The following is a 25,047-nucleotide window of genomic DNA, read 5'->3' on the forward strand; positions in this document are numbered from 1 at the left end:
TGTTAAGGGTCAAGGTGTTGCGCGTTATCAATGAAAAATAATTTTTATTACTGATTTACTTCCTGGTGAGCAAGCACAAATTCAATTTACAGAAGAGAAAAGGCAATTTACCAAGGCAAAAGTGAGCAAACGATTGGCTGATAGTCTTGATCGGGTGGCGCCTTTTTGTTGTCATTTTGGCATCTGTGGTAGTTGCCAACAACATGTGACGCCGGCTCTTCAACGTGCTGCGAAAATCAGTAGGTTAGAATATTTATTTCAACGTGAAACGGGCAGTGCGGTAAAATCATTGCCAGTTATTGCAGGTAGTGAGTATGGATATCGCCGTAGAGCGCGGTTTGGTCTTCAATACCAGCATGCAGAGCGTCGTTTACGCATGAGTTTTCGTCAGAGCCAATCAAATGTGTTAGTAGAACTGAAAATGTGTCCTGTGTTACAGCCAGAATTTGAAAGATTATTACTTCCTGTTGCTGACTGTTTAAACAAATTGGCAGCAGTTAAACATTTAGGTCATGTTGAGCTTGTTAATGCAGATAACGGCGTGAGTGTTATTTGGCGTCATCTTAAGCCGTTAACTACTAATGATAAAATATTATTAACTGCTTTTGCCAGGCGCTATAATTTCAATGTTTATTTGGTTGATAATAGTGCCAATCGGCTTAAACTTGTTAGTTTGGCAAGTAATGATAGTGAGCCTTATTATTCTATTGAGAATGTGAAATTGACATTTGATCCACAGAATTTTATTCAAGTAAATCCTGAAATTAATAAAAAAATGGTTGCTCAAGCGTTGGATTGGTTAGCGTTTGAGCCGCAAGATAGGGTTTTGGATCTATTTTGTGGCATGGGTAATTTTACCTTACCTATTGCACGTCATTTTAATGCTGTTGTTGGTGTTGAAGGCGTCGCTGAATTGGTGGCGCAAGGACGGTTTAACGCTAGTTTAAATCAATTAACCAACGTTGAGTTTTATCAAGCTGATCTCGAGTTTGACATAGACTGTCAACCTTGGGCAAAAATGGGCTTTAACAAAATCTTATTAGATCCTGCACGCGCCGGTACTATGGGCGTAATGCCACATATTATCAAATTTAAACCAGAACGGGTGGTCTATATCTCCTGTAACCCAACGACATTAGTAAAAGATAATCAACAATTACTTACAGCCGGTTATCAACTTATGAGTGTCAGGATGTTAGATATGTTCCCGCATACTAGTCATCTAGAGTCTATGGCACTTTTTTGTCGCGATTTAAGCAAATAGGCAAGGAAAGATTATGGTTGCAATTAGAAGCGCTCATTTGACATCTGCAGGAGAATTTGCCGTTGATAAGTGGGTTGCCAGTCTCAAACTTACCAACAATGACTCAGAACAAAAGTTAATTGAACTTTGGCATTACTGCTATAGCAAAGTTCAGCAACATGAACATCGTCAAGTACTGCTATGGCGTGGCATTGAGATGGGAGAAATCCTGTCAACATTAAGCATGGATCTCGATAGTCTGCGTGCGGCGATGCTGTTTCCCTTAGTTGATGCCAAAATTGTCACTGAGGAAATTATTAATATTGAATTTGGTAAATCGATTCACGGATTGGTTAAAGGTGTGATGGAGATGGACGCCATTGGCCAATTGAATGCTAGCAAATTAGGCGAAAAAAGTTCTACCCAGGTGGATAATATGCGTCGGATGTTGCTCGCTATGGTGGAAGATTTTCGTTGCGTGGTGATTAAGATCGCAGAACGTATTGCCCATTTACGTGAGGTAAGGGAACGCTCTGAAGAAGAAAGAGTCTTAGCAGCAAAAGAGTGCTTAAATATATATGCGCCTTTGGCCAACCGTTTAGGCATTGGGCAATTGAAATGGGAGCTAGAAGATTTCTGTTTTCATTATTTACACCCGGATGAATATAAAAAGATTGCTGAATTACTCCATGAACGTCGTATCGATCGTGAACGGTATATTGATGATTTTGTTTCGTCACTGCGACATTTTATGCTACAGGAAAGTATTACCGCAGAAATTTATGGCCGCCCGAAACATATATATAGCATCTGGCGGAAGATGCAAAAAAAATACCTGGCCTTTGATGAACTTTTTGATGTACGCGCTGTGCGTATTATCGTTGAACGTTTACAGGATTGTTACGCTGCATTAGGTATTGTGCATACTCATTTTCGCCATTTACCTGATGAATTTGATGATTATGTTGCTAACCCTAAACCGAATGGCTATCAATCCATTCATACTGTGGTGTTAGGGCCAAATGGTAAAGCGATTGAAGTACAAATCCGGACCAGCCAAATGCACGAAAATGCTGAATTAGGTATTGCCGCCCATTGGAAATATAAAGAAGGTGCGGTAATAACAGGCAAAGGCAGTAGCTATGAAAATCGTATTGTTTGGTTAAGAAAATTGATAGCCTGGCAGGAAGAGATGGCTGATTCAGGGGAAATGCTTGATGAGGTTCGTAGCCAGGTTTTTGATGATCGCGTGTATGTTTTTACACCTAAAGGTGATGTCATTGATTTGCCTGCTGGCTCAACCCCACTTGATTTTGCCTACCATATTCATAGTGATGTCGGTCATCGCTGTATTGGTGCTAAGATCAGCGGCCGGATTGTTCCTTTTAGTTATCACTTACAGATGGGAGATCAAATTGAAATTATTACGCAAAAATATCCCAATCCTAGCCGTGACTGGCTCAATCCAAATTTAGGCTATGTTACTACAAACCGCGGTCGCGCTAAGATCCACAATTGGTTTCGTAAGCAGGATCGTGATAAGAATATCCAGGCAGGGCGACAAATATTAGATAACGAACTTAATCAACTGGCGATAAGTATAAAAGAGGCGGAAAAGTTGTTATTAACCCGCTACAACGTTAACTCATTGGATGAAGTGCTGGCAGGTATTGGTGTTGGTGATATTCGTATTAATCAACTAGTAAATTTTTTACAGAATAAGTTTAGCCAAACCACTGCCGAAGAACCAGACCGCGCTGCGTTAAAAACATTGGAAGCTAAAATATCCTCTATCCGCTTGCCAGTGAAAGATAGCGGTAGAATTGTGGTAGAAGGTGTTGGCAACTTGATGCACCACATTGCTCGTTGCTGTCAGCCAATTCCTGGTGATGGTATTGTTGGGTTTATTACTAAAGGTCGAGGTATTTCGATTCATTGTATCGATTGTGAGCAACTGATCGAGCTACAATTGCATGCACCAGAAAGAATTGTCGATGCTATTTGGGGTGAAAACTACGCTAGTGGTTACTCATTAGGGCTGAGAATTATTGCTAATGATCGTAGTGGGTTATTAAGAGATATTACGACTATTCTTGTTAATGAAAAAGTAAATGTTTTAAGTGTTAGTAGTCGTAGTGATGTTAAACAACAATTGGCGACTATCGATTTAAATATTGAAATCAATCATTTACCTGTTTTAGGTCGTATTTTAGCGAAATTAAATCAACTCCCTGATGTATTTGAGGCTAAACGTTATATTAAGTCGTAACTATAACATCATGTTTTAGCAAGCGGCGCATTGATTGGTTTTTGAACTTTATTAACTTCGGATGGAAATAACATGCAAACGGACTCAGCTGCAATAGAACAATTGTTATTGATTATGACTCAGTTACGTGATCCTGAACATGGTTGTACATGGGATAAAGTGCAATCTTTTGCCACAATAGCGCCTTATACACTGGAGAAAACTTATGAAGTTGTTGATGCTATTGAACGACAAGATTTTGCTGCTTTAAAAGAAGAATTGGGTGATTTACTGTTTCATATTGTTTTTTATGCCCAGATTGCAAAAGAACAAAAATTATTCGATTTTAATGAAATCTGCCAAATCGTCAGTCAAAAGTTAATATCACGCCATCCTCATATTTTTGCTGGACAATCGATTATTAATAGCGATAAAGCAATATATGATTGGGAAAAAAATAAAGTCAAAGAACGGGCCGCAAAAAATCAGTATTCAGTTTTAGATGATATTCCACAAGTACTGTCGGCATTAATGAAAGCCAACAAAATGCAAAAATGCTGTGCGGCTGTCGGTTTTGATTGGGACAAATTTGCCCCGGTATTAGCCAAAGTTCATGAAGAAATTGAAGAGGTTTTGGCAGAAATAAATAAGCCTGAACCGAGTCAATCACATATTGAAGAAGAAATTGGTGATTTACTTTTTGCAGTGGTTAATTTATCGCGCCATCTTGGCCATGAACCTGAACTAGCATTACAAAAAGCATGTCGTAAATTTGAACACCGTTTTCGCCGAGTAGAAAAACTGATCTTAAACAAAGGCGGTTCATTAGAAAATGCTACACTAGATGAAATGGAAAAACTTTGGCAACAAATTAAAAAAGAGTGATTATTATTTTTTAGCTGAATGGATTAAGTATTAGTTAGGATGTTATAATCGAGCAGCTATTTATTGACAGGAGTTTGCATAAGCTAATTCTTGATATTGAAAGATTATTGATGAAAGTTAACCTTAATAGGTTTAGAACATTTGTAGCAGATTTAAGGTTAGGGTATACTGCTTTCCCGTCCTGTTATATTCATCGTCTTTTACACCTAAATTTTCAGGTTTAGCATGAAAACAAATTATATTTTTGTAACCGGCGGGGTAGTATCCTCTCTGGGCAAAGGCATTGCCGCAGCTTCTTTGGCTGCTATACTTGAAGCGCGTGGACTGAATGTTACTATTATGAAACTGGATCCTTATATTAATGTTGATCCAGGCACGATGAGCCCAATCCAACATGGGGAAGTTTTTGTCACCGAAGATGGTGCAGAAACTGATCTTGATCTGGGCCATTATGAACGTTTTATTCGTACTAAAATGACACGCCGTAATAATTTCACAACCGGTCGCGTATACTCTGAAGTATTGCGTAAAGAGCGTCGTGGTGATTATTTGGGCGAAACTATTCAAGTTATTCCTCATGTTACTGATGAGATCAAAAACCGGATTATTCGTGGCGGAGAAGGTCACGATATCGTTTTGGTTGAAGTTGGTGGCACAGTGGGCGATATTGAATCTTTACCTTTTTTGGAGGCAATTCGTCAATTAGCGGTTGATGTTGGTCGTAAACACACTCTTTTCCTGCATCTTACTTTAGTGCCTTATTTACCTGCTGCAGGTGAAGTTAAAACCAAACCAACTCAACATTCAGTAAAAGAACTTCTTTCTATTGGTATTCAGCCAGACGTGCTAATTTGCCGTTCAGATCGGGTTATTCCGGTTAATGAACGGGCTAAAATTGCTCTTTTCTGCAATGTACCGAAAGAAGCAGTTATTTCATTAGAAGATGTTGATTCAATTTATAAAATTCCTGCATTATTGAAATCTCAGCAACTAGATGATTATATTTGTAAGAAATTTGAATTTACCTGCCCAGCAGCTGATTTGTCTGAATGGGAACAGGTTATTGATGCGCAAGCCAATCCGGTAGGTAAGGTAACTATTGGCATGGTAGGTAAATATATAGAGTTACCTGATGCTTATAAATCGGTTATTGAAGCGTTAAAACATGGCGGTTTAAAAAATCGTTTAACAGTGAACATTAAGCTGATTGATTCTGAAGATATTGAAGCGCGTGGTACCGAACTATTAAAAGAACTTGATGCTATCCTGGTTCCAGGTGGTTTTGGTGAACGGGGTGTCGAAGGGAAAATGATGGCAGCTCGTTACGCACGTGAAAATAATATTCCTTATTTGGGTATTTGCCTGGGAATGCAAGTTGCTCTGATTGAATATGCCCGTCATGTTGCTGGTATGGAAGGGGCAAACTCAACAGAATTTGTGCCAGATTGTCCATATCCGGTTGTTGCCTTAATTACGGAATGGTCTGATGACAGTGGTAGTATTAAAGTTCGTAATGAGAAGAGCGATCTTGGCGGTACGATGCGAGTAGGTAGCCAATTATGCCGTTTAGAGAAAGGTAGTAAAGTCCGTGAGTTGTACAATAGCGACACAATTATGGAGCGGCATCGCCACCGTTATGAAGTCAATGGTAAGCTTTTGGCGCGTATTGAAGAAGCGGGTTTACGTATTGCAGGACGCTCAGCGGACAATAAGCTGGTGGAAATTATCGAGGATCTTAACCATCCTTGGTTTGTCGCTTGTCAGTTTCATCCTGAATTTACTTCGACACCAAGGGATGGCCATCCGTTATTTGCTGGTTTTATTAAAGCCGCAAAGGAATATCAGCAAGGCCAGCTGAAAAGAGATATGGGCTAATGGTATTAATTTGTTACCATTGGCTTAAATTTAACTTGTACTGAGGAAAATTTAATGTCCAAAATCGTTAAAGTCATCGGGCGTGAAATCATCGACTCCCGTGGTAATCCGACTGTTGAAGCAGAGGTTCATTTAGAAGGCGGATTTGTTGGTTTAGCAGCGGCACCATCTGGTGCATCGACTGGTTCACGAGAAGCATTAGAGCTACGTGATGGTGATAAAGATCGCTTTTTAGGTAAAGGTGTTTTGAAGGCAGTTGCAGCAGTAAATGGCCCAATTGCTGATGCATTGATCGACCAAGATGCCAAAAATCAGGCTAATATCGATAAAATCATGATCGAATTAGACGGTACAGAAAATAAATCTAAATTCGGTGCTAATGCGATTTTGGCTGTTTCACTGGCTAATGCAAAAGCGGCTGCGGCAGCGAAAGGTATGCCTTTGTATGAGAATATTGCTGAATTGAATGGCACGCCGGGTAAATTTTCTATGCCTTTACCAATGATGAATATTATCAATGGTGGAGAACATGCGGATAACAATGTTGATATTCAAGAGTTTATGATCCAGCCAGTGGGTGCAAAAAGCTTGAAAGAAGCAGTTCGGATGGGATCAGAGATTTTTCACCACTTGGCAAAAGTGTTAAAAGCCAAAGGGATGAATACAGCGGTCGGCGATGAAGGTGGCTATGCACCAAATTTAGAATCTAATGCCGCAGCTTTAGCCGCAATTAAAGACGCCGTTGAAGCAGCAGGCTATGAGTTAGGTAAAGATATTACTTTAGCAATGGATTGTGCCGCCTCAGAATTTTACAACCAGGAAACGGGTAATTATGAGCTGAAAGGTGAAGGTAAAACTTTTACTTCACAAGAATTTACCCACTATCTAGAAGAATTAACCGAACAATATCCTATCGTTTCAATTGAAGATGGTCTTAATGAGTCAGATTGGGATGGTTTCGCCTACCAGACTAAAGTGTTAGGAGACAAAATTCAGTTAGTTGGTGATGATTTATTCGTTACTAATACCAAGATTTTGCAAGAAGGCATTGAAAAAGGAATTGCTAATTCTATTTTAATTAAATTCAATCAGATTGGTAGCTTAACCGAAACTTTAGCAGCAATTAAGATGGCAAAAGATGCCGGCTACACTGCGGTTATCTCACATCGTTCAGGTGAAACTGAAGACGCTACAATTGCAGATTTGGTAGTAGGAACAGCAGCGGGCCAGATCAAAACAGGTTCAATGAGCCGTTCTGATCGAGTTGCTAAATATAATCAATTAATCCGTATTGAAGAAGTGTTAGGTGAAAAAGCGCCTTTTAATGGTCTAAAAGAAGTTAAAGGCCAGGCTTAAATTTACTGTTATTGATTAATCATATATTAAAGGCGAGAGACTTATTGTTATCTCGCCTTTTTTATTAATAGTCTTTGGATTTCTTTTATGCTTTTATTGTGGCTTAATCTTAATAAGGCAACTGTTTATTAATATTATCAATTTATCGATCATGGTTGCCGGCCAAGAATTAGCGATCCTGAATTTTCAAATAGACTATCACCGCGTAGGGAAAAATTTTGTGCGATCAGCGAGCCATTTAATTGGATATTATTATTTTTGTATGAATAACTATTAATACATTGATAAGGGTGGCTTTCCAAAATAATATTTTGCCCTTTGACAGTAGTCTGCTGGCTAAGTTTAAGCTGACTATGGTGTAAATAAGTTAGATTAGTATCCGGTTTGATTAGCTGCTTAAGTTTAATGTTAGCTTGGCGCAGGCTATAAGATATTGCGCCAGTTGCGGCAAAGTAGTGTTGTTGTGCAGCTTCCAGGGTTATATTATTGTTGATGATAATTTTATCGGCAAAAAGATTAACTTTAGCAATATTAATTTTAGCCTCAATATTCGCCAGATTGTTGATGGACAAGGAATTTTCTCTATCATCAGTTAAATTAATGCTGCTACCTATTGTGGTAATGAATTTTAGACTTTTTAGCTGTTGTAACGTTTTTTTCGCTGGAATTTCCAGTTTACCTGCGATAAGCGACAGACTTTTGACGTTATCTATTTTACCATTTTTCCAACTGATCCCATTAGGATTGGCAATAATCAAATCTGCAATAGTTCCTTTAATGCCGATGGTGCCTTGTAGATTAGAGTGCTTATCGCTAGTAATTTCTGCGATAATAATCTTAGCCGCTGTATTGTTTAGTATTGGATTTGATTGGTGATTGGATATCATTATTAAAGCTAATGCTACTTTGAGTGAAAGGAAGTTCAGAAAATGTATCGTATGAAATGCCATTTTCTAGTGGTTTTGCAATATCAACAGTAGAAGTATTGGCATAAATAAATTTATTAGCAGTAATTAAAGTAAACAATAGAATTTTTAAACCTAATTTGAATAAAATTGAGCAATAGTCCATTATTGTTCCTTTTAGTATTAATATAATTTAAGATGAAAAATTTATACCGGATTTATTTTATATTAAATAGTGGATTTTTATTTCATAAATAATCTTATTTAAAATTGCTTTAGATAATGAATATTAAATTATTTTTAATTATAAATATTATTTTATAAATTAGTATTTTTATTTTTTTAAGTTAATTAAATAATTATTTATTTTTTATTTATAATAAAATATTAAATGCAATAAAAAAGAAAATTTGATTTGATAATAAAATAGACTATGTTTCAGTTGCTTTTTACTTGTTATTTTTAGGAGAAAATTATGGAAAATCAGGTCCAAACAAAAACAATACCGGAAGGTGTTAAGCAGTGGAATTGGGGCGCTTTTATGTTTAGTATTTTTTGGGGATTTGGCAATCGAACTTACTGGCCGTTGCTGTGTATTATTCCATTATTTAATTTTATTTGGATGTTTGTATGTGGTATTAAAGGGAATGAGTGGGCATGGCGTAATGGTAATTATAGTGATGTAACCTTTAAACTTGTACAAGATACCTGGAATAGAGCTGGATTGGCTGCATTTATTATTAGTTTGATTTTTATTATTCTCTATTTTTTATTTTTTTCAGTATTTGCTATTTTTTTATTTTACCAGTCCAGACTACGGACAAGTTCAAGTGGGATAAATTATTATCTCAATGCCTAATGATAAAAAGAAATAATCGCCAATTTTTATTTTTGCCATAATATTATTAGAGGTGAATAGTCAGCGTTATGCCCGGTTTTAAATCTGCTATTCTGACACTAGAGTTCCAATTCATCAGATCTTTAAGATCGATGCCGTGGCGTTTAGCAATACTGTAGTAGGAATCACCTTGACGGACTTTGTAGGTCTTGATATTTCCTTTACCTTTCTTGCCTGATGAAGTGCTATTTTTAGCAATCACAGTTGGTGCTCGATAACTATTTTTACCGCTAATTTTTAATGTTTGCCCGATCCGCAAGTTGGCTGTTTTCATGCCATTGAGTGACTTAAGCTTATCGGTTGTGGTATTAAAACGTTTGGCAATAATCGATAAGGAGTCACCGCGTTTAACTTTGTAATTACTGATAGCACGCTGTCTAGCTAATATCTGTTTATTATTGTTGGCAACAGCAAGGCGAATACTATTTAATACGTCTTGATCAGAAAGCGCATCCTTAAGCAGATCAGCTTTATCTGTTGGTAGCATAATAGTATAGGGACCGGCTGGAGGTGTTATATTATGTTTTAAATTTGGATTATAGGTTTTAAGAGCGGTTAACGGCAGTCCAGAAAGTCTAGCTGCTTGAGGTAAGGTAATTTGTTCGCCTATATTAATCTGGGTAAGCGCATTATTTTTATTGGTTGTTGGTAATTGCAATGCATATTGTTCGCTATTGCGTAATATATTACTGAGAGCCAAAATTTTTGGTACATAATTCATTGTTTCTTTGGGGAGTGATAACGACCAATAATTAGTAGGTAATCCCAGCTCTTCATTTTTCTTGATGGCATTAAGCACACAACCTTCGCCACAATTATAAGCAGCAAGTGTTAGAGGCCAATCACCGTCGAATAGGTTATTTAATCGTTCAAGTAAATTTAGTGCTGCACTAGTCGAGGCAGCGACATCTCTGCGTTCATCAACCCATTTATTTTGTTTTAATCCATATGACTGACCAGTCAATGGAATAATCTGCCATAAACCTGTAGCCTGAGCCTGTGAGGTCGCATGGGGATTAAAAGCACTTTCAACGATAGGAACCAGGGCAAGCTCCATTGGCAGGTGGCGTTGATCAATTTTTTCAACAATCCAGTACATATAAGGCTCTGCGCGTAATGTCACATTCCGCAAATAGCTTTCTTTGGCCAAATAAGATTTGATTTGATTTCTGATCCTGGCATTATCAGGAATATCCATTTTCAGCTCATTACTAATATAACCCCACAAATCATTTTCTATTAAATAGGTTGATTCCCAAGTGGTAGTTTCAATATCTTGATTGGCTGGAGACGGATCTGGTGTTTGCTCATTGGGTGTCATTTGACAACCAACAAGCAGAACAGAGGCGAATAGTATCGCTTTTGTCTTCATTAATGTAATCTATCCTAGGTTGTTATTTATTCAATTGTTTAATAAAGAGGGAATGATACTGATCTCGTTAGCTAATGACAACTATCAATTTAAAAGCGATCTTTTAGTTTGCGAATTTTGGCAAATACATCACAATTTGAACAAGTAGCAGGAGAAAACCCCAATACTTTTTGTAAGTAAGGATCGTCATATCTTAAGAAGATATTGATCTTTTTTTCTACTTTAAGTTGTGATGGCAGTGTGGATTGTTTTTGGGCTCGTTTTTGATTCACGGCTAAAATATAAGCTTTTATTGCTTCATCGTGGGGTAGCAAATAATTGGCAAATACCATATTCGCAGCGGTATATTCATGTGAGCAACAGACTAGCGTCTCATCAGGTAAAGCTTTAAGCGTTTCAAGCGAATGATACATTTGTTCAGCTGTTCCTTCAAAAATACGGCCACAACCACCAGAAAATAGGGTATCACCGCAAAATAGATATGGTTTTTGATAGTAAGCAACATGTCCTAAAGTATGTCCAGGTACGGCAAAAATTTGCCATGAAAAGCCGGCAAAATTTAGCTGCTCTCCACCTTTTATGATACATGTTGCTCCTTTGCTGCTGGTTTCCATTGGACCATAGACGACTAATTCGGGATAATATTTTTGTAATTCTTTGACGCCATCGACGTGATCATGATGGTGGTGAGTAAGTAAAATAGCGACCGGTTTTATAGCATTTTGTTGCAAAAATTGCTGCACTGGCTTAGCAGTACCAGGATCGACAATAATACAGTTACCTTGATAGATTAATAGCCATATATAATTATCAACTAAGGAAGGAATTCTGATAAGCTCCATAATATAATAATGCCTCATAGCTAAAGGGTTAGAAGGATATTACAATGAAGTCAGCTCGTATTGCCCAACGCTCTAAAATGCCTGACTCCTGGGAAGACATTCCATGGGGAGAGTATTATCGTATTGCATTGAACCAGCAGCTACAACCATGGTGGCCAAAAATATTTGGTTTCCATTTATTAAAAATTGGCCAATTGAGTTTACAGATTGATACCCAAGCATCGCTCATTACCCATCAATTTAGCATGAATATAGCTGGAAGTAACTGTCAATTATTAGGTGATCCTAATGAAATACCTTTCGAGGACAAATCGATCGATGCCTGTCTTTTGATACAACAACTATCTTACAGTACTAACCCACATCGGTTATTGCGTGAAGCTGATAGGGTTTTGGTTGATGATGGTTGGCTAATTTTATCTAATTTTAATCCTTTTAGTTTGTTAGGGTTAGGGAAATGTATTCCTCTTTTGCGTAAGCGGCAACCCTATCGTAGTCATATGTTTTCGACCTGGCGTCAACTTGATTGGTTGAGCTTATTGAATTACGAAGTACTGCAGCGACAAAGTTTTCAAATTATACCCTGGATAAATCCTGATCATTTTATCAATAGAAATTTGCAATTTGCCGGTTGTATCAATCTTATCATTGCCCGTAAAAGAACGTTACCGTTGACGCCAACACCCATAAAATTTATGCGAACCAGCATGAAAATAGGTAACACAATGGGGGTTGTTAAGTGTTGGCGCAAACGTCATTAATTTTGTTCCGTTTGGTAGCCGCTATCCTCTTCTGTTGGTGAATTTGCCGCATTTCTTGCTAATTCATCGCATCGCTCATTTTCTGCATGTCCAGCATGGCCTTTGACCCAGTGCCACTCTATTTGGTGTCGAGAAATTGCTGCGTCTAATCGTTGCCATAAATCAACATTCAAAACATGTGATTTATCTGCGCGTCGCCATTGGCGATTTTTCCAGTTGTGGATCCATTGGGTGATACCCTGACGGACATATTGACTATCAGTCGTTAGAATAACCTGGCAGGGTTGTTTAAGCGTTTCCAAACCAATAATGGCAGCCATTAATTCCATACGATTATTGGTGGTACGAAAATACCCTTTGCTTAATGTTTTTTCATGTTTATTATAACGCAGTAAAATACCATAACCGCCTGGGCCTGGATTGCCTAAGCAAGAACCATCGGTGAAAATTTCTACCTGTTTCGTCATTTCTGATAAACTCATTTTATTCGTGATTTATAACCCTAAGTCTGACATAAAAAGGCACTATGAGCACTGTGATTACACGACAAATTGTTCTTGATACGGAAACTACTGGTATGAATAAGCTAGGGATCCATTATGAAGGACATAATATTATTGAAATTGGCGCGGTAGAAGTGATCAATCGCCGCTTAACTGGTCGCCATTTCCATGTTTATATAAAACCAGCACGATTAGTTGATCCTGAAGCTTTCGAAGTTCATGGAATTAGTGATGAGTTTTTGCAAGATAAACCAACTTTTGCTGAAATAGCCGATGAATTTTTAGATTTTATTCGCGGCGCTGAGTTAGTCATCCACAATGCCCCTTTTGATATTGGGTTTATGGATTATGAGTTTTCCAAGTTAAATAGAGATATTCCACCGACAGCAAACTTTTGTCAGATCACTGATAGCTTGGTATTGGCCAGAAAGCTGTTTCCGGGAAAACGGAATAATCTTGATGCTTTATGTGATCGTTATCATATCGATAATTCAAAGCGTACACTCCACGGCGCATTGCTCGATGCAGAGATCTTGGCCGAAGTCTATATGGCAATGACCGGAGGACAAACCTCGTTAGCTTTTTCAGTTGATTCAGAGCCAGGTAGTGAAACCTATACCGATGATATTAAACGAATAGAACGCTCAGCAATGGGATTAACCGTGATTTATGCTAATCAAGAAGAAATTACTGGCCATGAAGCAAAACTGGATCTGATTGAAAAGAAAAGTGGAAAGATTTCACTTTGGCGTTCCGATGATTGCGAAAAGGATCAGGTTAAACATTAATCATTGTTACACTTTTAGCTGAAAAAATGCGCAAATAGTGATTTTTTTTCTAAAAAATATTGACGTATAGATTGCTGATTCGTAGTATCATGGCCGTTCTTAAATCGATTATACCGTGGTGCGGTAGTTCAGTTGGTTAGAATACCGGCCTGTCACGCCGGGGGGCGCGGGTTCAAGTCCCGTCCGCACCGCCAATATTATAAAACCCTGAGTATAAGCCTCGGGGTTTTCTGTATTTTAAGATAATAAACATTCTTTTTGCCAGAAAATCATATCCAATCTCACAGCCTTTTTGCTTAGAAAAAATTATGATATTCGTGTTTTGATTTTCGCTATAGTACAAACAGTGATTGTTATTATTGTTTCATTCACTTATTTTTAATTCTTTTGCTATTGATTAAAATTTTGTTACCGCTGATTATTTAGGGCAGATACCTAGATTAGATTTTAACTGTTAAGATGGCAAAACGACCTTGAGAAAATCAGTATCAAATTTGCTATTTATTCGATTTGGAGTAAACAATGATCACTCGTAAAATCCTTGCTAATGCTATCCGTTTCCTCAGTATGGATGCGGTACAGAAAGCAAAGTCAGGGCATCCAGGTGCGCCAATGGGAATGGCGGATATTGCTGAAGTACTCTGGCGTGACTATCTGGATCATAATCCTGCTGATCCTGATTGGGTAGATTGTGACCGTTTTGTATTATCTAATGGTCATGGTTCTATGATACTTTATAGCTTGCTGCATCTTACCGGTTATGATTTACCGATCAAAGAATTAAAAAATTTTCGCCAACTTCATTCCAAAACACCGGGACATCCCGAATATGGTTATACGCCAGGTGTTGAAACCACGACTGGCCCGCTGGGACAAGGAATTGCAAATGCTGTAGGGTTTGCTATTGCCGAACGAACGTTAGCTGCTCAATTTAATCGTCCAGACCATACTATTGTTGATCATTATACCTATGTATTTATGGGTGATGGTTGCATGATGGAAGGCATTTCGCATGAAGCTTGTTCACTGGCTGGAACATTGAAATTAGGTAAATTGATTGCTTTTTATGATGATAATGGCATTTCAATCGATGGAGAGGTGGAAGGTTGGTTTACAGATAATACTGCTGAACGTTTTGCCGCTTATCATTGGCATGTTATCAAAGGTATTGATGGACATGATCCTGAACAAATCAAGTCAGCAATAGAACAAGCCCGTAAGGTTACCGATAAGCCCTCTCTATTAATCTGCAAAACGATAATTGGTTATGGCTCGCCACGTAAGGCAGGTTCCGAAGAAGCGCATGGTTCACCATTAGGTGAAACTGAGATCGCTGAAACCCGGGCAGCACTAGATTGGTCATATCCACCTTTTGAAATACCAGCAGATATTTATCAAGCCTGGGATGCCCGCGAAATTGGTCAGCAAAAAGAAGCTACCTGGCGTGAAAAATTTGCTGAGTATCAACGGGCTTTTCCGCAACTTGCCGAAGAGTTTATCCGTCGGACCAAAGGTGAATTACCGACTAATTGGCAAGCTGTTGCAAATAATTTGGTTGTGGAATTACAACGGAATCCTGCTAATATTGCCAGCCGTAAAGCCTCACAAAATACGTTGGAGGTTTTTGGTAAGGTATTGCCTGAACTTTTAGGCGGCTCCGCTGATTTAGCTCCCAGTAATTTAACTATGTGGTCAGCGTCTAAGTCAATAAAAGATTCTCCAGCAGGTAATTATATTCACTATGGTGTACGTGAATTTGGTATGTCGGCTATTATGAATGGTATTGCCTTGCATGGTGGTTTTATACCCTATGGTGCAACCTTTTTAATGTTTGTTGAGTATGCACGTAATGCAGTACGCATGGCTGCGTTAATGAAGATTCGCAGTATTTTTGTTTATACTCATGATTCTATTGGTCTGGGTGAGGATGGTCCAACCCATCAACCTGTTGAGCAATTAGCCAGTTTGCGCCTGACGCCTAATATAAGTACTTGGCGTCCTTGTGATCAGGTTGAATCGGCTATTGCCTGGCAGTATGCGATTGAGCGTAATGAGGGGCCAAGTGCGTTGATTTTTTCCCGTCAAAATCTTGAACAACAACCACGTGATACTAAACAGTTAGCCAATATTATTAAAGGGGCTTATGTGCTCAAAGATAGCGAAAAAACACCCGCGCTTATTTTGATTGCAACTGGCTCTGAGGTTGGATTAGCGGTTAGCGCTTATGAAAAATTGACTGCCGAAGGCTATCAAGTACGAGTGGTTTCTATGCCATCAACGGATACTTTTGATAAACAGGACGCCGCTTATCGTGAGTCTGTATTACCCTCTTCAGTTACTGCACGATTAGCTGTTGAGGCGGGTATTGCCGATTATTGGTACAAATATGTTGGCACAACCGGTGGGGTTGTTGGTATGCATACTTTTGGTGAGTCAGCACCGGCAGAGGTTTTATTTAAAGAGTTTGGTTTTAGTGTGGAAAATGTGATAGAGAAGGCTAAAGCTTTATTGCCGTAATTGATGAAAATGATATGAGCGTATTGATCAGCTTTATATGATTAGATACGCTCTTTTTATTTCAGCAGATAATCATGCGCTATTGCGATCTTTTTTTTATGTTGTAGTGCATTTAAATTAAGCTGAAACGTTTCATTTTGGCAAAATTGCTAGATTTATTGATCAAAAGCACACTTTTTATGATTGACGACAAAAATCCTCAGTACAAAAGCTGTAATTATCGGTATTCTTAGCCATTAACAAATCAGTTGTTATATTGAAGGACGAGTATGGTAGTTAGAGTGGCAATTAATGGTTTTGGGCGAATAGGGCGTAGCATCTTAAGAGCGCTTTATGAATCAGATCACCGAGCTCAAATTGCTGTTGTTGCAATTAATGAAATTGCTACTTCGGAAGGAATAGCGCATTTATTAAAGTATGATTCTAGTCATGGCCGATTTGCTTATGATGTGCGCCTGAATAACGATTTGTTAGTTGTAGGTAATGACAGTATTCATCTTTTTCATCAATTTGAGATTGAAAAACTACCATGGCGAGCATTGGATATTGATGTAGTACTCGATTGTACCGGTGTTTATGGCTCAAAGGCCGATGGCTCTGCGCATTTATCAAGTGGCGCAAAAAAGGTGCTATTTTCTCATCCGGGAAGTACTGATCTTGATGCAACTATTGTTTATGGGGTTAATGAAACCAGTTTGAAAAATAGCGATCAACTGGTATCAAACGCATCTTGTACCACAAATTGTATTATTCCTGTGATTAAAATATTAGATGATGCTTTGGATATTGAGTCTGGTACAGTGACAACGATTCACGCTGCAATGAATGATCAGCCGGTTATTGATTCTTATCATCAAGATCTACGTCGTACACGCGCCGCTAGCCAATCTATTATTCCTGTTGACACCAAATTGGCTGCTGGGATCACACGAATATTTCCAAAATTCAAAGATCATTTTGGAAGCGATATCGGTTCGCGTACCAACTATCAATGTAACGGCGATCGACCTCAGTGTGACGGTAAGATCTAAAGTAACGGTAGCTAAAGTCAATCAGCTGTTGCAACAAGCAGCAGAAGGTTCATTTCGTGGTATAGTTGATTATACTGAATTGCCGTTAGTATCAACAGATTTTTATCATGACCCACATAGTGCTATTGTAGATGGTACGCAAACACGAGTTAGTGGGCAACACCTAATTAAGATTTTAGTTTGGTGCGATAATGAGTGGGGTTTTGCCAATCGTATGCTTGATACGACATTAGCAATGGTTGCTACTGGTTTCAACAAATCTATCTGTTGACAGACAGTATGGGGAATATTGCTCTCCATGCACAGCAGAAGATTAATAATTTAGAGAATCAACGAGAGGATTCACCATGTCTGTAATTAAGATGACCGATTTAGATCTAGCGGGTAAAAAAGTATTTATCCGGGCTGACCTAAACGTTCCTGTCAAAGATGACAAAGTTACCTCTGATGCACGGATCCGTGCTTCTTTACCGACGATTGAAACCGCTTTAAAGCAAGGCGCAAAGGTAATGGTAACGTCTCATTTAGGTCGCCCGATTGAAGGTGAGTATAATGAGGAATTTTCATTGAAACCCGTTGTAGACTATTTAGCAGATAAGCTCGACTATCCTGTTCATTTAGTAAAAGATTATTTAAATGGAGTTGAAGTTGCTAATGGCGAGCTGGTGGTTTTTGAGAATGTACGCTTCAACCGGGGTGAAAAAAAGGATGATGAAAATTTATCTAAGCAATATGCTGCACTTTGTGACATCTATGTAATGGATGCATTTGGTACGGCGCACCGTGCTCAGGCATCAACCCATGGTGTGGCAAAATTTGCTCCTATAGCATGCGCTGGGCCGCTGTTATTTGCTGAGTTGGACGCATTAGGTAAAGCATTGAAAGAGCCTGCTCGGCCAATGGTTGCAATCGTTGGTGGTTCAAAAGTTTCGACTAAATTAACTGTCTTGGATTCTTTAGCAAAAATTGCCGACCAAATTATTGTGGGAGGCGGTATTGCCAATACTTTTATCGCAGCTGAAGGTCATAAAGTCGGCCGTTCTTTATATGAAGATGGCTTGATCCCAGAAGCAGAAAAATTATTATCTACTTGCGATATTCCTGTACCTACTGATGTTCGTGTAGCGACTGAATTTTCTGAAACAGCCGAGGCGGTAATGAAATCTGTCAATGATGTTAAAGATGATGAGCAGATTTTGGACTTAGGCGATGAAACGGCTGAACGTTTGGCGGGTATTCTTAAAAAAGCAAAAACGATTTTATGGAATGGTCCGGTTGGGGTTTTCGAGTTCCCTAATTTTCGCCACGGCACCGCAGTGATTGCCCAAGCGATTGCAGAAAGTGAAGCTTTTTCTATTGCAGGTGGTGGTGATACATTAGCGGCGATTGATCTGTTTGGTATTGCGGATAAAATTTCTTATATTTCTACTGGTGGTGGTGCTTTTCTTGAATTTGTGGAAGGTAAAAAATTACCTGCAGTTGTTGTGTTAGAAGAACGAGCAAAACAGTAATTATATCTGAAGAAAATGACAGGTAGCACTGTTCACCTGTCCAATAATAGGATTTTATCTCATGTCTAAGATTTTTGATTTTGTAAAACCAGGTGTTATTACCGGCGATGATGTGCAAAAAGTTTTTGCCGTTGCAAAAGAACATAAATTTGCGTTGCCGGCAGTCAATTGTGTCGGTACAGATTCGATTAATGCTGTTTTGGAAACCGCTGCTAAAGTTCGTTCTCCGGTAATTGTCCAATTTTCTAACGGTGGTGCTGCGTTTATCGCCGGTAAAGGTCTAAAAGCAGAAGGTCAGCAAGCTGCGATTTTAGGCGCAATATCAGGTGCTCATCATGTGTATCAATTGGCAAAACATTATGGTGTCGCTGTTATCTTACACACTGATCATTGTGCACGTAAACTACTGCCATGGATTGATGGCTTGCTAGATGCTGGCGAGGAATATTATAAAACCACCGGTAAGCCACTGTTTTCATCGCATATGATCGATTTGTCTGAAGAGTCATTGGCGGAAAATATTGAAATTTGCTCTCAATATTTGCAACGGATGAGCAAAATGGGCATGACATTAGAAATTGAGTTAGGTTGCACTGGTGGTGAGGAAGATGGTGTCGATAACACTGGCTTAGATAGCTCATCGCTTTATACACAGCCTGAAGATGTCGCTTATGCTTATGAGCAATTGAGTAAAATTAGTCATCGATTTACTATTGCGGCATCTTTCGGTAATGTGCATGGTGTTTATAAGCCAGGCAACGTTCAATTAACACCAAAAATTCTACACAACTCACAACAGTATGTTGCGCAGAAATTTAATTTGCCAGCGGAAAATAATATGAATTTTGTTTTCCATGGAGGTTCAGGCTCTACTGCTGAAGAAATTAAAGAAGCAGTCAGTTATGGTGTGGTAAAAATGAATATTGATACTGACACCCAGTGGGCGACCTGGGAAGGCATTTTGAATTATTATAAGAAAAATGAAGGTTATCTACAAAGCCAACTGGGTAATCCAGAAGGTGAAGATAAACCTAATAAAAAATATTATGACCCTCGTGTTTGGCTGCGTGCGGGTCAGACTTCCATGATTGAGCGTTTAGAACTTGCATATAAAGAGTTAAACTGTATCAATGTGCTGTAATTAAACGCTATTTTATTTTCCTAGTTCTCAACCCTGTGGTTCACCATAGGGTTTTTTATTATCCGACGTAAGTTTTGATAAAAAAGATGTTTTAGGTATAAGTGAGATATCAATTTTAACAAAACTAATAGAATATTATACGGTTAAAGATATTACAGTTGGATAGAATAAATAATTAACCATTCGGGTAAAAACAGAACATCGACATATTAAGCGACGAATACCAGCTATGCTGGTATTCACATCATTGCCGTGTACTCAAACTTTGCTTACAGATATCGAATTGATAAATATGCTAAACAAACAGCAGCTTCAACATCCGCAAAGGGATGACCTGTTGTTGGCCAACCGATTTTATCTGTTAGCCAGCTAAAAATAACAGAGCAACTTTTACTGAAATGCTAGCGGGTTTCCAAAAAACGCATCCCCCTCATTGTGAGCATGCCATTTTTATCAAGGTAATTATTTAGCGTAGTTAAATTGACGTTATATTGTTCACTGAGCCCTGTTAGTCCACCGGCCTTTGTAAACTCTTCGGCATCTAATGACGCTATTGTTTCTAATAGCTCTGGGGTTAATTTACTGGATTTGTCGCCTAAAAAATTTTTTCCGTTAACCGTAAGTGTGCCATCCGCATGGAGCTAATTATTTAAAGTACTCAAATTCACATTATATTTTTCACTGAGCCTTGTTAGTCCACCGGCTTTTGCGATCCCTTTTGCACCTAATAACACTATCTCTTTTAATATCTCAGGGGTTACTGATCTTATTTTTTCTCCATTTACCATCGTGTGAGCTAGATGAGTATTTTCAGTGAGTGAATTATGAGGAATGTTATCGGACTCGACTTTTCTTTCTAAATTACCATTAGTTATCTGCTGTTGTGTAAGTTCATTGTCTATAAAATATGAAGATAAAGCCTCATATTGGGGATAGAGACTGAACCAGATATCAAAAGTACTGTGGTTAGAGGAATTCATATATTTATTTACTACTTGTTGATAAGTTCGTGAAAGATTTTCAGCCACTTCTGGTTGTAAAGTATTAAGATTACTGTAGGGTGCATGCAATAAAACCACTCGTTCTGGATCTACCGGGCCTAAGATATGTGTTTCATCAAAACTTATTGCTCTTTCTAAACTCCCTGTTACAGAAAATAGCAACGCTATAGCACTAGTATCAGGATCATCAAAATTCTGTTTCAATGAAACCGCTGGTAATCCAAGCGCGGCAATAGCAAAAACCGCATAGGCTTGATTGCGGGATACATATCGTACAATTTCATCATAATTTCCTGTGAGAATGGTTGTTTCTCTTCGTTTTCCAATCATTGGATATAAGGAATTAAAGTCATGTGAAGGTTGAAATCCATTTATTTCAGGCTGTTCATTTACCGGATCGAGGACAACCTGAAATAGTAACGGAAAATTATCGCGAGCATTTAGTCCGTTAGGAAGCAAGCGAGTTTCCCCTTGAATATATGAGCAGAAGATGATATTAATTGCTGCAACAGCATGTTGGGTGGATCATTTTTATTGAGCAAAGCAACATGAGCAACCGTTGATAAATTACTTATTGGAAACACGTCACAAACTCCATAAAAAAATAGAATATAAATAAAGAATCAAGCATAGAAGAAAAATAATTATTGTAGTAATCCAAATTTGATCGGATAGTCAGCCACTTTATTGACGCAGGATTCTATATTGCGTTGTTATTATCAACAAGACTTAAGTGGATATCATCCAGATTAATGGAGTGACGATAGGTAAATTTTATAGATGCTCCCACGGTATGTTTAGCCAATATGTTTTTTGCCTAATTTGCCGTTGCTAACAAAACAAGACTTTTAATTTAGAATAACTCATGGTAGCGATACTAATGAGGAAATCGCCTATTTGCTAAACTTGATGGTAAAGGGTGAGAAAGCTGCTGTGCTGATGGGTGTGATGTGTCCGGTGACTGCATTTATTTCTGACGCGCCGGCAAACTTGCACGACGCAATTGTGACGGTAGCGCCACCAGACAACGTCAGGCAGGGTGTGATACAAATACATCCTTGACGCGCTGGACATGACGCAGATAGGGCTTTGTTATCGTGAGCATAGACAATAGCAAAACGCATTAAATATCTGTTTAATCGATTTAAACACAACGAATATTTTTTATTTTAAAAACGATTTAACAGACATTTTTAACTGTCGAAAATTTATACTATAACTGCGAATTTTCAATTGATAATAAATTAGATTTTTAATTTAATAAGTTATAAAATATTGGATTATCAACACATTGTGTCAGCCCACACTCCAATATTGTGGATATAAGGTTAGCGAGTATTAAAAATACAAATAGATAAATCGCTATTTCTCTGGCAGGGGATTTTGCTACTTGTATTTCAGCGCTATTGAATAACATTAATACACAAACGAACAGAATGATGGCTAAGGAGAAAATTAGCGACCAAGTATAAAGATGCAAACCGAAGACTGTAGAATAATATTCAGGATCACCTGGCAGAATATGAATTAATACTTGGCGGGTTGCAGTGATACATGTGGTGATAGAACTAAGAATAATTATACTATAATGACGCTGATTAATACCAAAGATAAGATTAAATAGAAAACCGATACCTATCATTATAATACCCACTCGTTGTAATAAGCATAGTGGGCAGGGTATTTCATGTAATATAATTTGATAATAGAATGCAACGATTAATGTTACAGATATTCCTAATAGTCCTAGAATATTCAGATTAGAAATAACTTTTGTTGAAGATAGTGTTTTCATCATAATTCTCTAACTAAAACGATAAGTTGATATTATCGCTTGCATGATATTTAGATAATAAGATAGTTATAATAAACAGCATTAATAAAAGGATATAACTTAGTTTTCTCTGTTTGAGAATAAGTGAGATAGTGACCAGAAAAGCGATGAAAAAAGGTAAAAACATCATAAGATCCTATTAGCATAACATTAACTATTCGATTTTATATGCACAATAATATTATCAATATAAATAATATATTTTATAATAATATATTAAAGTGATATTATAAATTATAGGTGTTAACCAATTGTTGTCAAAAGTTGTTAATAATCTGCATTTATTAGCAAAAAGCAATCCAATACAAGATCATCTAGTATTAAATTAAAATTCTATAGAGTTTTAAAACACAGAGGGTCAATGCGACTAATTTTATCAGGTTAACATTACCCTCAAATTTTCATTCTTTATGAAAATTATTAATATTTCATTAAGTTAAATTATATAGTCGTTTTAATATTACCAAAACAGAGATATTTTATTTCTAAAAATTCATCGATACCATAATGGGAGCCTTCGCGCCCGAGTCCTGATTGTTTAATACCACCAAAAGGCGCCATTTCATTAGAGATGAGTCCTTCATTAATGCCAATCATACCTGTTTCCAATGCTTCCGCAACTCGATAGATACGGCTAATATCGCGTGAATAAAAATAGGCAGCTAAGCCAAATTCGGTTTCATTAGCTAACTGAATTGCTTCTGATTCGTCAGCAAATTTAAATAATGGGCCAAATGTCTCTTCTTTAGCGACTTTCATTTGGTTATTTACATCAGTCAATATCGTTGGTTCAAAGAATAATTTTCCTTGTGAGGCAACATTGCCGCCGGTTAACAGGTGTGCCCCATGCGCGATAGCATCCGCAATATGTTGTTTTACTTTGTCGATGGCTTGCTGATTAATTAACGGTCCTAGTTGAGCATCTTTTTGACTTGCTGGCCCGACGCGCAGAGTTTTTACAGTTGCACTAAGTCTTTTTGCGAATTCGTCATATATAGTTGCTTGAACCAAGATACGATTAGCACAAACGCAAGTCTGTCCACTATTGCGAAAATTTGCTGCTAATACACCTTGAACTGCCGCTTCTAAATCAGCATCATCGAAAACAATAAAAGGTGCATTGCCGCCTAACTCTAATGAGATCTTTTTGACTATATTAGCACACTGCGCCATTAATAATTTCCCCCACTTGCGTTGAGCCAGTGAAGGTTAATTTGCGGACTATCGGGCTTGCTGTCATAACCGAACCAACTGTTTTTGCCTCGGTACTGGGTACAATATTTAAAACACCAGCAGGAATACCTGCTTTCTCAGCCAGTACTGCTAATGCTAAAGCTGATAGAGGTGTTTCAGCCGCGGGTTTTATAATAACGGTACAGCCAGTAGCCAGGGCAGGGGCAACTTTTCTTGTGATCATGGCATTGGGAAAATTCCATGGCGTAATGGCAGCTACGACACCAACCGCTTGTTTGATAGTCATTATTCGGCAATCAGCGACAGGAGAAGGAATTGTTTCACCATAAGTTCTCTTTCCTTCTTCCGCAAACCATTGGATAAAACTAGCGCCATAAGTTATTTCACCCATTGCTTCGCTGTGGCATTTACCTTGCTCCAGGCTCAATATTTCTGCTAAGGCTGTCTGATTTTCCATAATCAGATAAAACCATTTATTTAAAATCTGACTGCGTTGTTTTGCGCTCATTGCACGCCATGCGGGTAATGTCTTGTCAGCGGCATCGATAGTTTTTTGTGTTTAGATTTTGCCTAAATCACTGACTTTAGCAATTACATCACCATTAGCAGGATTGATAACATTAAATGTTGAATGCTTATCAGCATCGACCCATTGACCGTTAATATAGGCTTGTTGACGGAAAAGGGGAGAATTAATGAGATTATTTTCCATTGATTTTTCTCCAGAATTTATGGATGGTATACCATTCGATATTTATCTTTAATTTGATTTTCAATTGCGGCTAACTGCTGCAAAAATAAAAAAGAACAATTGCTAGCTGATTTAAATCTGCGCAAATGCAAGTCATCACCATTATTAGGATAGATTTTGATTATAATTTAGAAAAATACAATAATAACTTCTGAACAAAATAAAATAAATTTTATTGAAAAAAATGATGATAAAGTGGGGAATAATTTTGTATTGTCAGGCCAATTTTATCTGTTAGTCGCTTAAGAAACAGCAGCGTAACCTTTACTCGACTGCTGGTGTTAATGTAATAAAATAACAAAATTTAATTAGTTGCTGTAAAAAATAAACTCTACTATAACTTAATTTTATTCAGGCTTACCAAATAATAGTTTGCCAGAAAATCGATTAT

19 protein-coding genes, 1 tRNA gene and 2 pseudogenes are annotated in these 25,047 nt (G+C 37.8%); 14 read left to right on the forward strand and 8 right to left on the reverse strand.

Translation table 11 applies throughout. The annotated features are described in order from the left end of the window. Positions 1 to 37 precede the first annotated feature (37 nt). From rlmD to eno, 5 genes are all read left to right on the forward strand, one after another. Positions 38 to 1,264: a 23S rRNA (uracil(1939)-C(5))-methyltransferase RlmD gene (gene rlmD, locus AC01GB_RS07540; protein WP_474452346.1), complete on the forward strand. Its 1,227-nt coding sequence runs from the start codon at positions 38 to 40 to the stop codon at positions 1,262 to 1,264. Between the two features lie 13 nt (positions 1,265 to 1,277). Continuing rightward, on the forward strand, positions 1,278 to 3,512 hold the full coding sequence (relA, locus tag AC01GB_RS07545; protein WP_474451312.1) for a GTP diphosphokinase: 2,235 nt from the start codon (positions 1,278 to 1,280) through the stop codon (positions 3,510 to 3,512). 72 nt (positions 3,513 to 3,584) lie between these two features. Next, positions 3,585 to 4,376: a nucleoside triphosphate pyrophosphohydrolase gene (gene mazG, locus AC01GB_RS07550; RefSeq protein WP_474451313.1), complete on the forward strand. Its 792-nt coding sequence runs from the start codon at positions 3,585 to 3,587 to the stop codon at positions 4,374 to 4,376. A gap of 225 nt (positions 4,377 to 4,601) precedes the next feature. Beyond that, a complete protein-coding gene (gene pyrG, locus AC01GB_RS07555; protein WP_474451314.1) occupies positions 4,602 to 6,251 on the forward strand; it encodes a glutamine hydrolyzing CTP synthase in 1,650 nt (549 codons plus the stop codon). 54 nt (positions 6,252 to 6,305) lie between these two features. Beyond that, positions 6,306 to 7,607 (forward strand): phosphopyruvate hydratase, encoded by a 1,302-nt coding sequence (gene eno, locus AC01GB_RS07560; protein ID WP_474451315.1) that lies wholly within the window; start codon positions 6,306 to 6,308, stop codon positions 7,605 to 7,607. Between the two features lie 149 nt (positions 7,608 to 7,756). On the opposite strand, the gene AC01GB_RS07565 is transcribed toward eno, so the two are convergent. Next, positions 7,757 to 8,494 (reverse strand): two-partner secretion domain-containing protein, encoded by a 738-nt coding sequence (locus AC01GB_RS07565; protein WP_474451316.1) that lies wholly within the window; start codon positions 8,492 to 8,494, stop codon positions 7,757 to 7,759. 493 nt (positions 8,495 to 8,987) lie between these two features. Between AC01GB_RS07565 and AC01GB_RS07570 the strand changes: the two genes are divergently transcribed. Continuing rightward, entirely contained in the window at positions 8,988 to 9,371 is a 384-nt protein-coding gene (locus AC01GB_RS07570) for a ribonuclease G (RefSeq protein ID WP_474451317.1), read from the forward strand. Between the two features lie 46 nt (positions 9,372 to 9,417). Here AC01GB_RS07570 and mltD read toward each other — a convergent pair whose 3' ends face one another. Continuing rightward, positions 9,418 to 10,782, reverse strand: coding sequence for a murein transglycosylase D (gene mltD, locus AC01GB_RS07575; protein ID WP_474451318.1), 1,365 nt, complete (start codon positions 10,780 to 10,782; stop codon positions 9,418 to 9,420). Between the two features lie 89 nt (positions 10,783 to 10,871). Beyond that, positions 10,872 to 11,624: a hydroxyacylglutathione hydrolase gene (gene gloB / locus AC01GB_RS07580; RefSeq protein WP_474451319.1), complete on the reverse strand. Its 753-nt coding sequence runs from the start codon at positions 11,622 to 11,624 to the stop codon at positions 10,872 to 10,874. Positions 11,625 to 11,668: 44 nt separating this feature from the next. Between gloB and AC01GB_RS07585 the strand changes: the two genes are divergently transcribed. Further along, a complete protein-coding gene (locus tag AC01GB_RS07585; protein ID WP_474451320.1) occupies positions 11,669 to 12,385 on the forward strand; it encodes a methyltransferase domain-containing protein in 717 nt (238 codons plus the stop codon). Here the strand turns inward: AC01GB_RS07585 and rnhA are convergent. Next, the gene (gene rnhA, locus AC01GB_RS07590) at positions 12,382 to 12,852 is read right to left on the reverse strand and encodes a ribonuclease HI (protein WP_474451321.1); all 471 of its coding nucleotides are present in this window, start codon (positions 12,850 to 12,852) and stop codon (positions 12,382 to 12,384) included. The two genes, AC01GB_RS07585 and rnhA, sit on opposite strands and share 4 nt — an antisense overlap. A 59-nt stretch (positions 12,853 to 12,911) precedes the next feature. On the opposite strand from rnhA, the gene dnaQ reads away from it, so the two are divergent. The 6 genes and pseudogenes from dnaQ (at position 12,912) to fbaA (ending at position 19,876) form a co-directional block, all read left to right on the forward strand. Next, positions 12,912 to 13,676, forward strand: coding sequence for a DNA polymerase III subunit epsilon (gene dnaQ / locus AC01GB_RS07595; protein WP_474451323.1), 765 nt, complete (start codon positions 12,912 to 12,914; stop codon positions 13,674 to 13,676). Positions 13,677 to 13,793: 117 nt separating this feature from the next. Continuing rightward, positions 13,794 to 13,870: transfer RNA gene (locus tag AC01GB_RS07600), tRNA-Asp, on the forward strand. 328 nt (positions 13,871 to 14,198) lie between these two features. Then, positions 14,199 to 16,193, forward strand: coding sequence for a transketolase (tkt, locus tag AC01GB_RS07605; protein WP_474451324.1), 1,995 nt, complete (start codon positions 14,199 to 14,201; stop codon positions 16,191 to 16,193). A gap of 269 nt (positions 16,194 to 16,462) precedes the next feature. Continuing rightward, positions 16,463 to 17,495 (forward strand): annotated as a pseudogene (gene epd, locus AC01GB_RS07610) (erythrose-4-phosphate dehydrogenase). A gap of 76 nt (positions 17,496 to 17,571) precedes the next feature. Beyond that, positions 17,572 to 18,735 (forward strand): phosphoglycerate kinase, encoded by a 1,164-nt coding sequence (gene pgk / locus AC01GB_RS07615; RefSeq protein WP_474451326.1) that lies wholly within the window; start codon positions 17,572 to 17,574, stop codon positions 18,733 to 18,735. A 61-nt stretch (positions 18,736 to 18,796) separates the two neighbouring features. Continuing rightward, positions 18,797 to 19,876, forward strand: a complete 1,080-nt coding sequence (fbaA, locus tag AC01GB_RS07620; RefSeq protein ID WP_474451328.1) for a class II fructose-bisphosphate aldolase — start codon at positions 18,797 to 18,799, stop codon at positions 19,874 to 19,876. Between the two features lie 641 nt (positions 19,877 to 20,517). On the opposite strand, the gene AC01GB_RS07625 is transcribed toward fbaA, so the two are convergent. Continuing rightward, positions 20,518 to 21,336 (reverse strand): hypothetical protein, encoded by an 819-nt coding sequence (locus AC01GB_RS07625; RefSeq protein WP_474451329.1) that lies wholly within the window; start codon positions 21,334 to 21,336, stop codon positions 20,518 to 20,520. Between the two features lie 399 nt (positions 21,337 to 21,735). Between AC01GB_RS07625 and AC01GB_RS07630 the strand changes: the two genes are divergently transcribed. Further along, the gene (locus AC01GB_RS07630) at positions 21,736 to 21,939 is read left to right on the forward strand and encodes an asparaginase domain-containing protein (RefSeq protein ID WP_474452347.1); all 204 of its coding nucleotides are present in this window, start codon (positions 21,736 to 21,738) and stop codon (positions 21,937 to 21,939) included. Between the two features lie 190 nt (positions 21,940 to 22,129). On the opposite strand, the gene AC01GB_RS07635 is transcribed toward AC01GB_RS07630, so the two are convergent. The 3 genes and pseudogenes from AC01GB_RS07635 to AC01GB_RS07645 form a co-directional block, all read right to left on the reverse strand. Then, positions 22,130 to 22,675, reverse strand: a complete 546-nt coding sequence (locus tag AC01GB_RS07635; RefSeq protein ID WP_474451330.1) for a disulfide bond formation protein B — start codon at positions 22,673 to 22,675, stop codon at positions 22,130 to 22,132. A 10-nt stretch (positions 22,676 to 22,685) separates the two neighbouring features. After that, a complete protein-coding gene (locus AC01GB_RS07640; RefSeq protein ID WP_474451332.1) occupies positions 22,686 to 22,841 on the reverse strand; it encodes a DUF5993 family protein in 156 nt (51 codons plus the stop codon). 311 nt (positions 22,842 to 23,152) lie between these two features. Next, a pseudogene (locus AC01GB_RS07645) lies at positions 23,153 to 24,617 on the reverse strand (NAD-dependent succinate-semialdehyde dehydrogenase). Positions 24,618 to 25,047 lie beyond the last annotated feature (430 nt).

It is taken from the genome of Candidatus Arsenophonus phytopathogenicus (assembly GCF_056113345.1).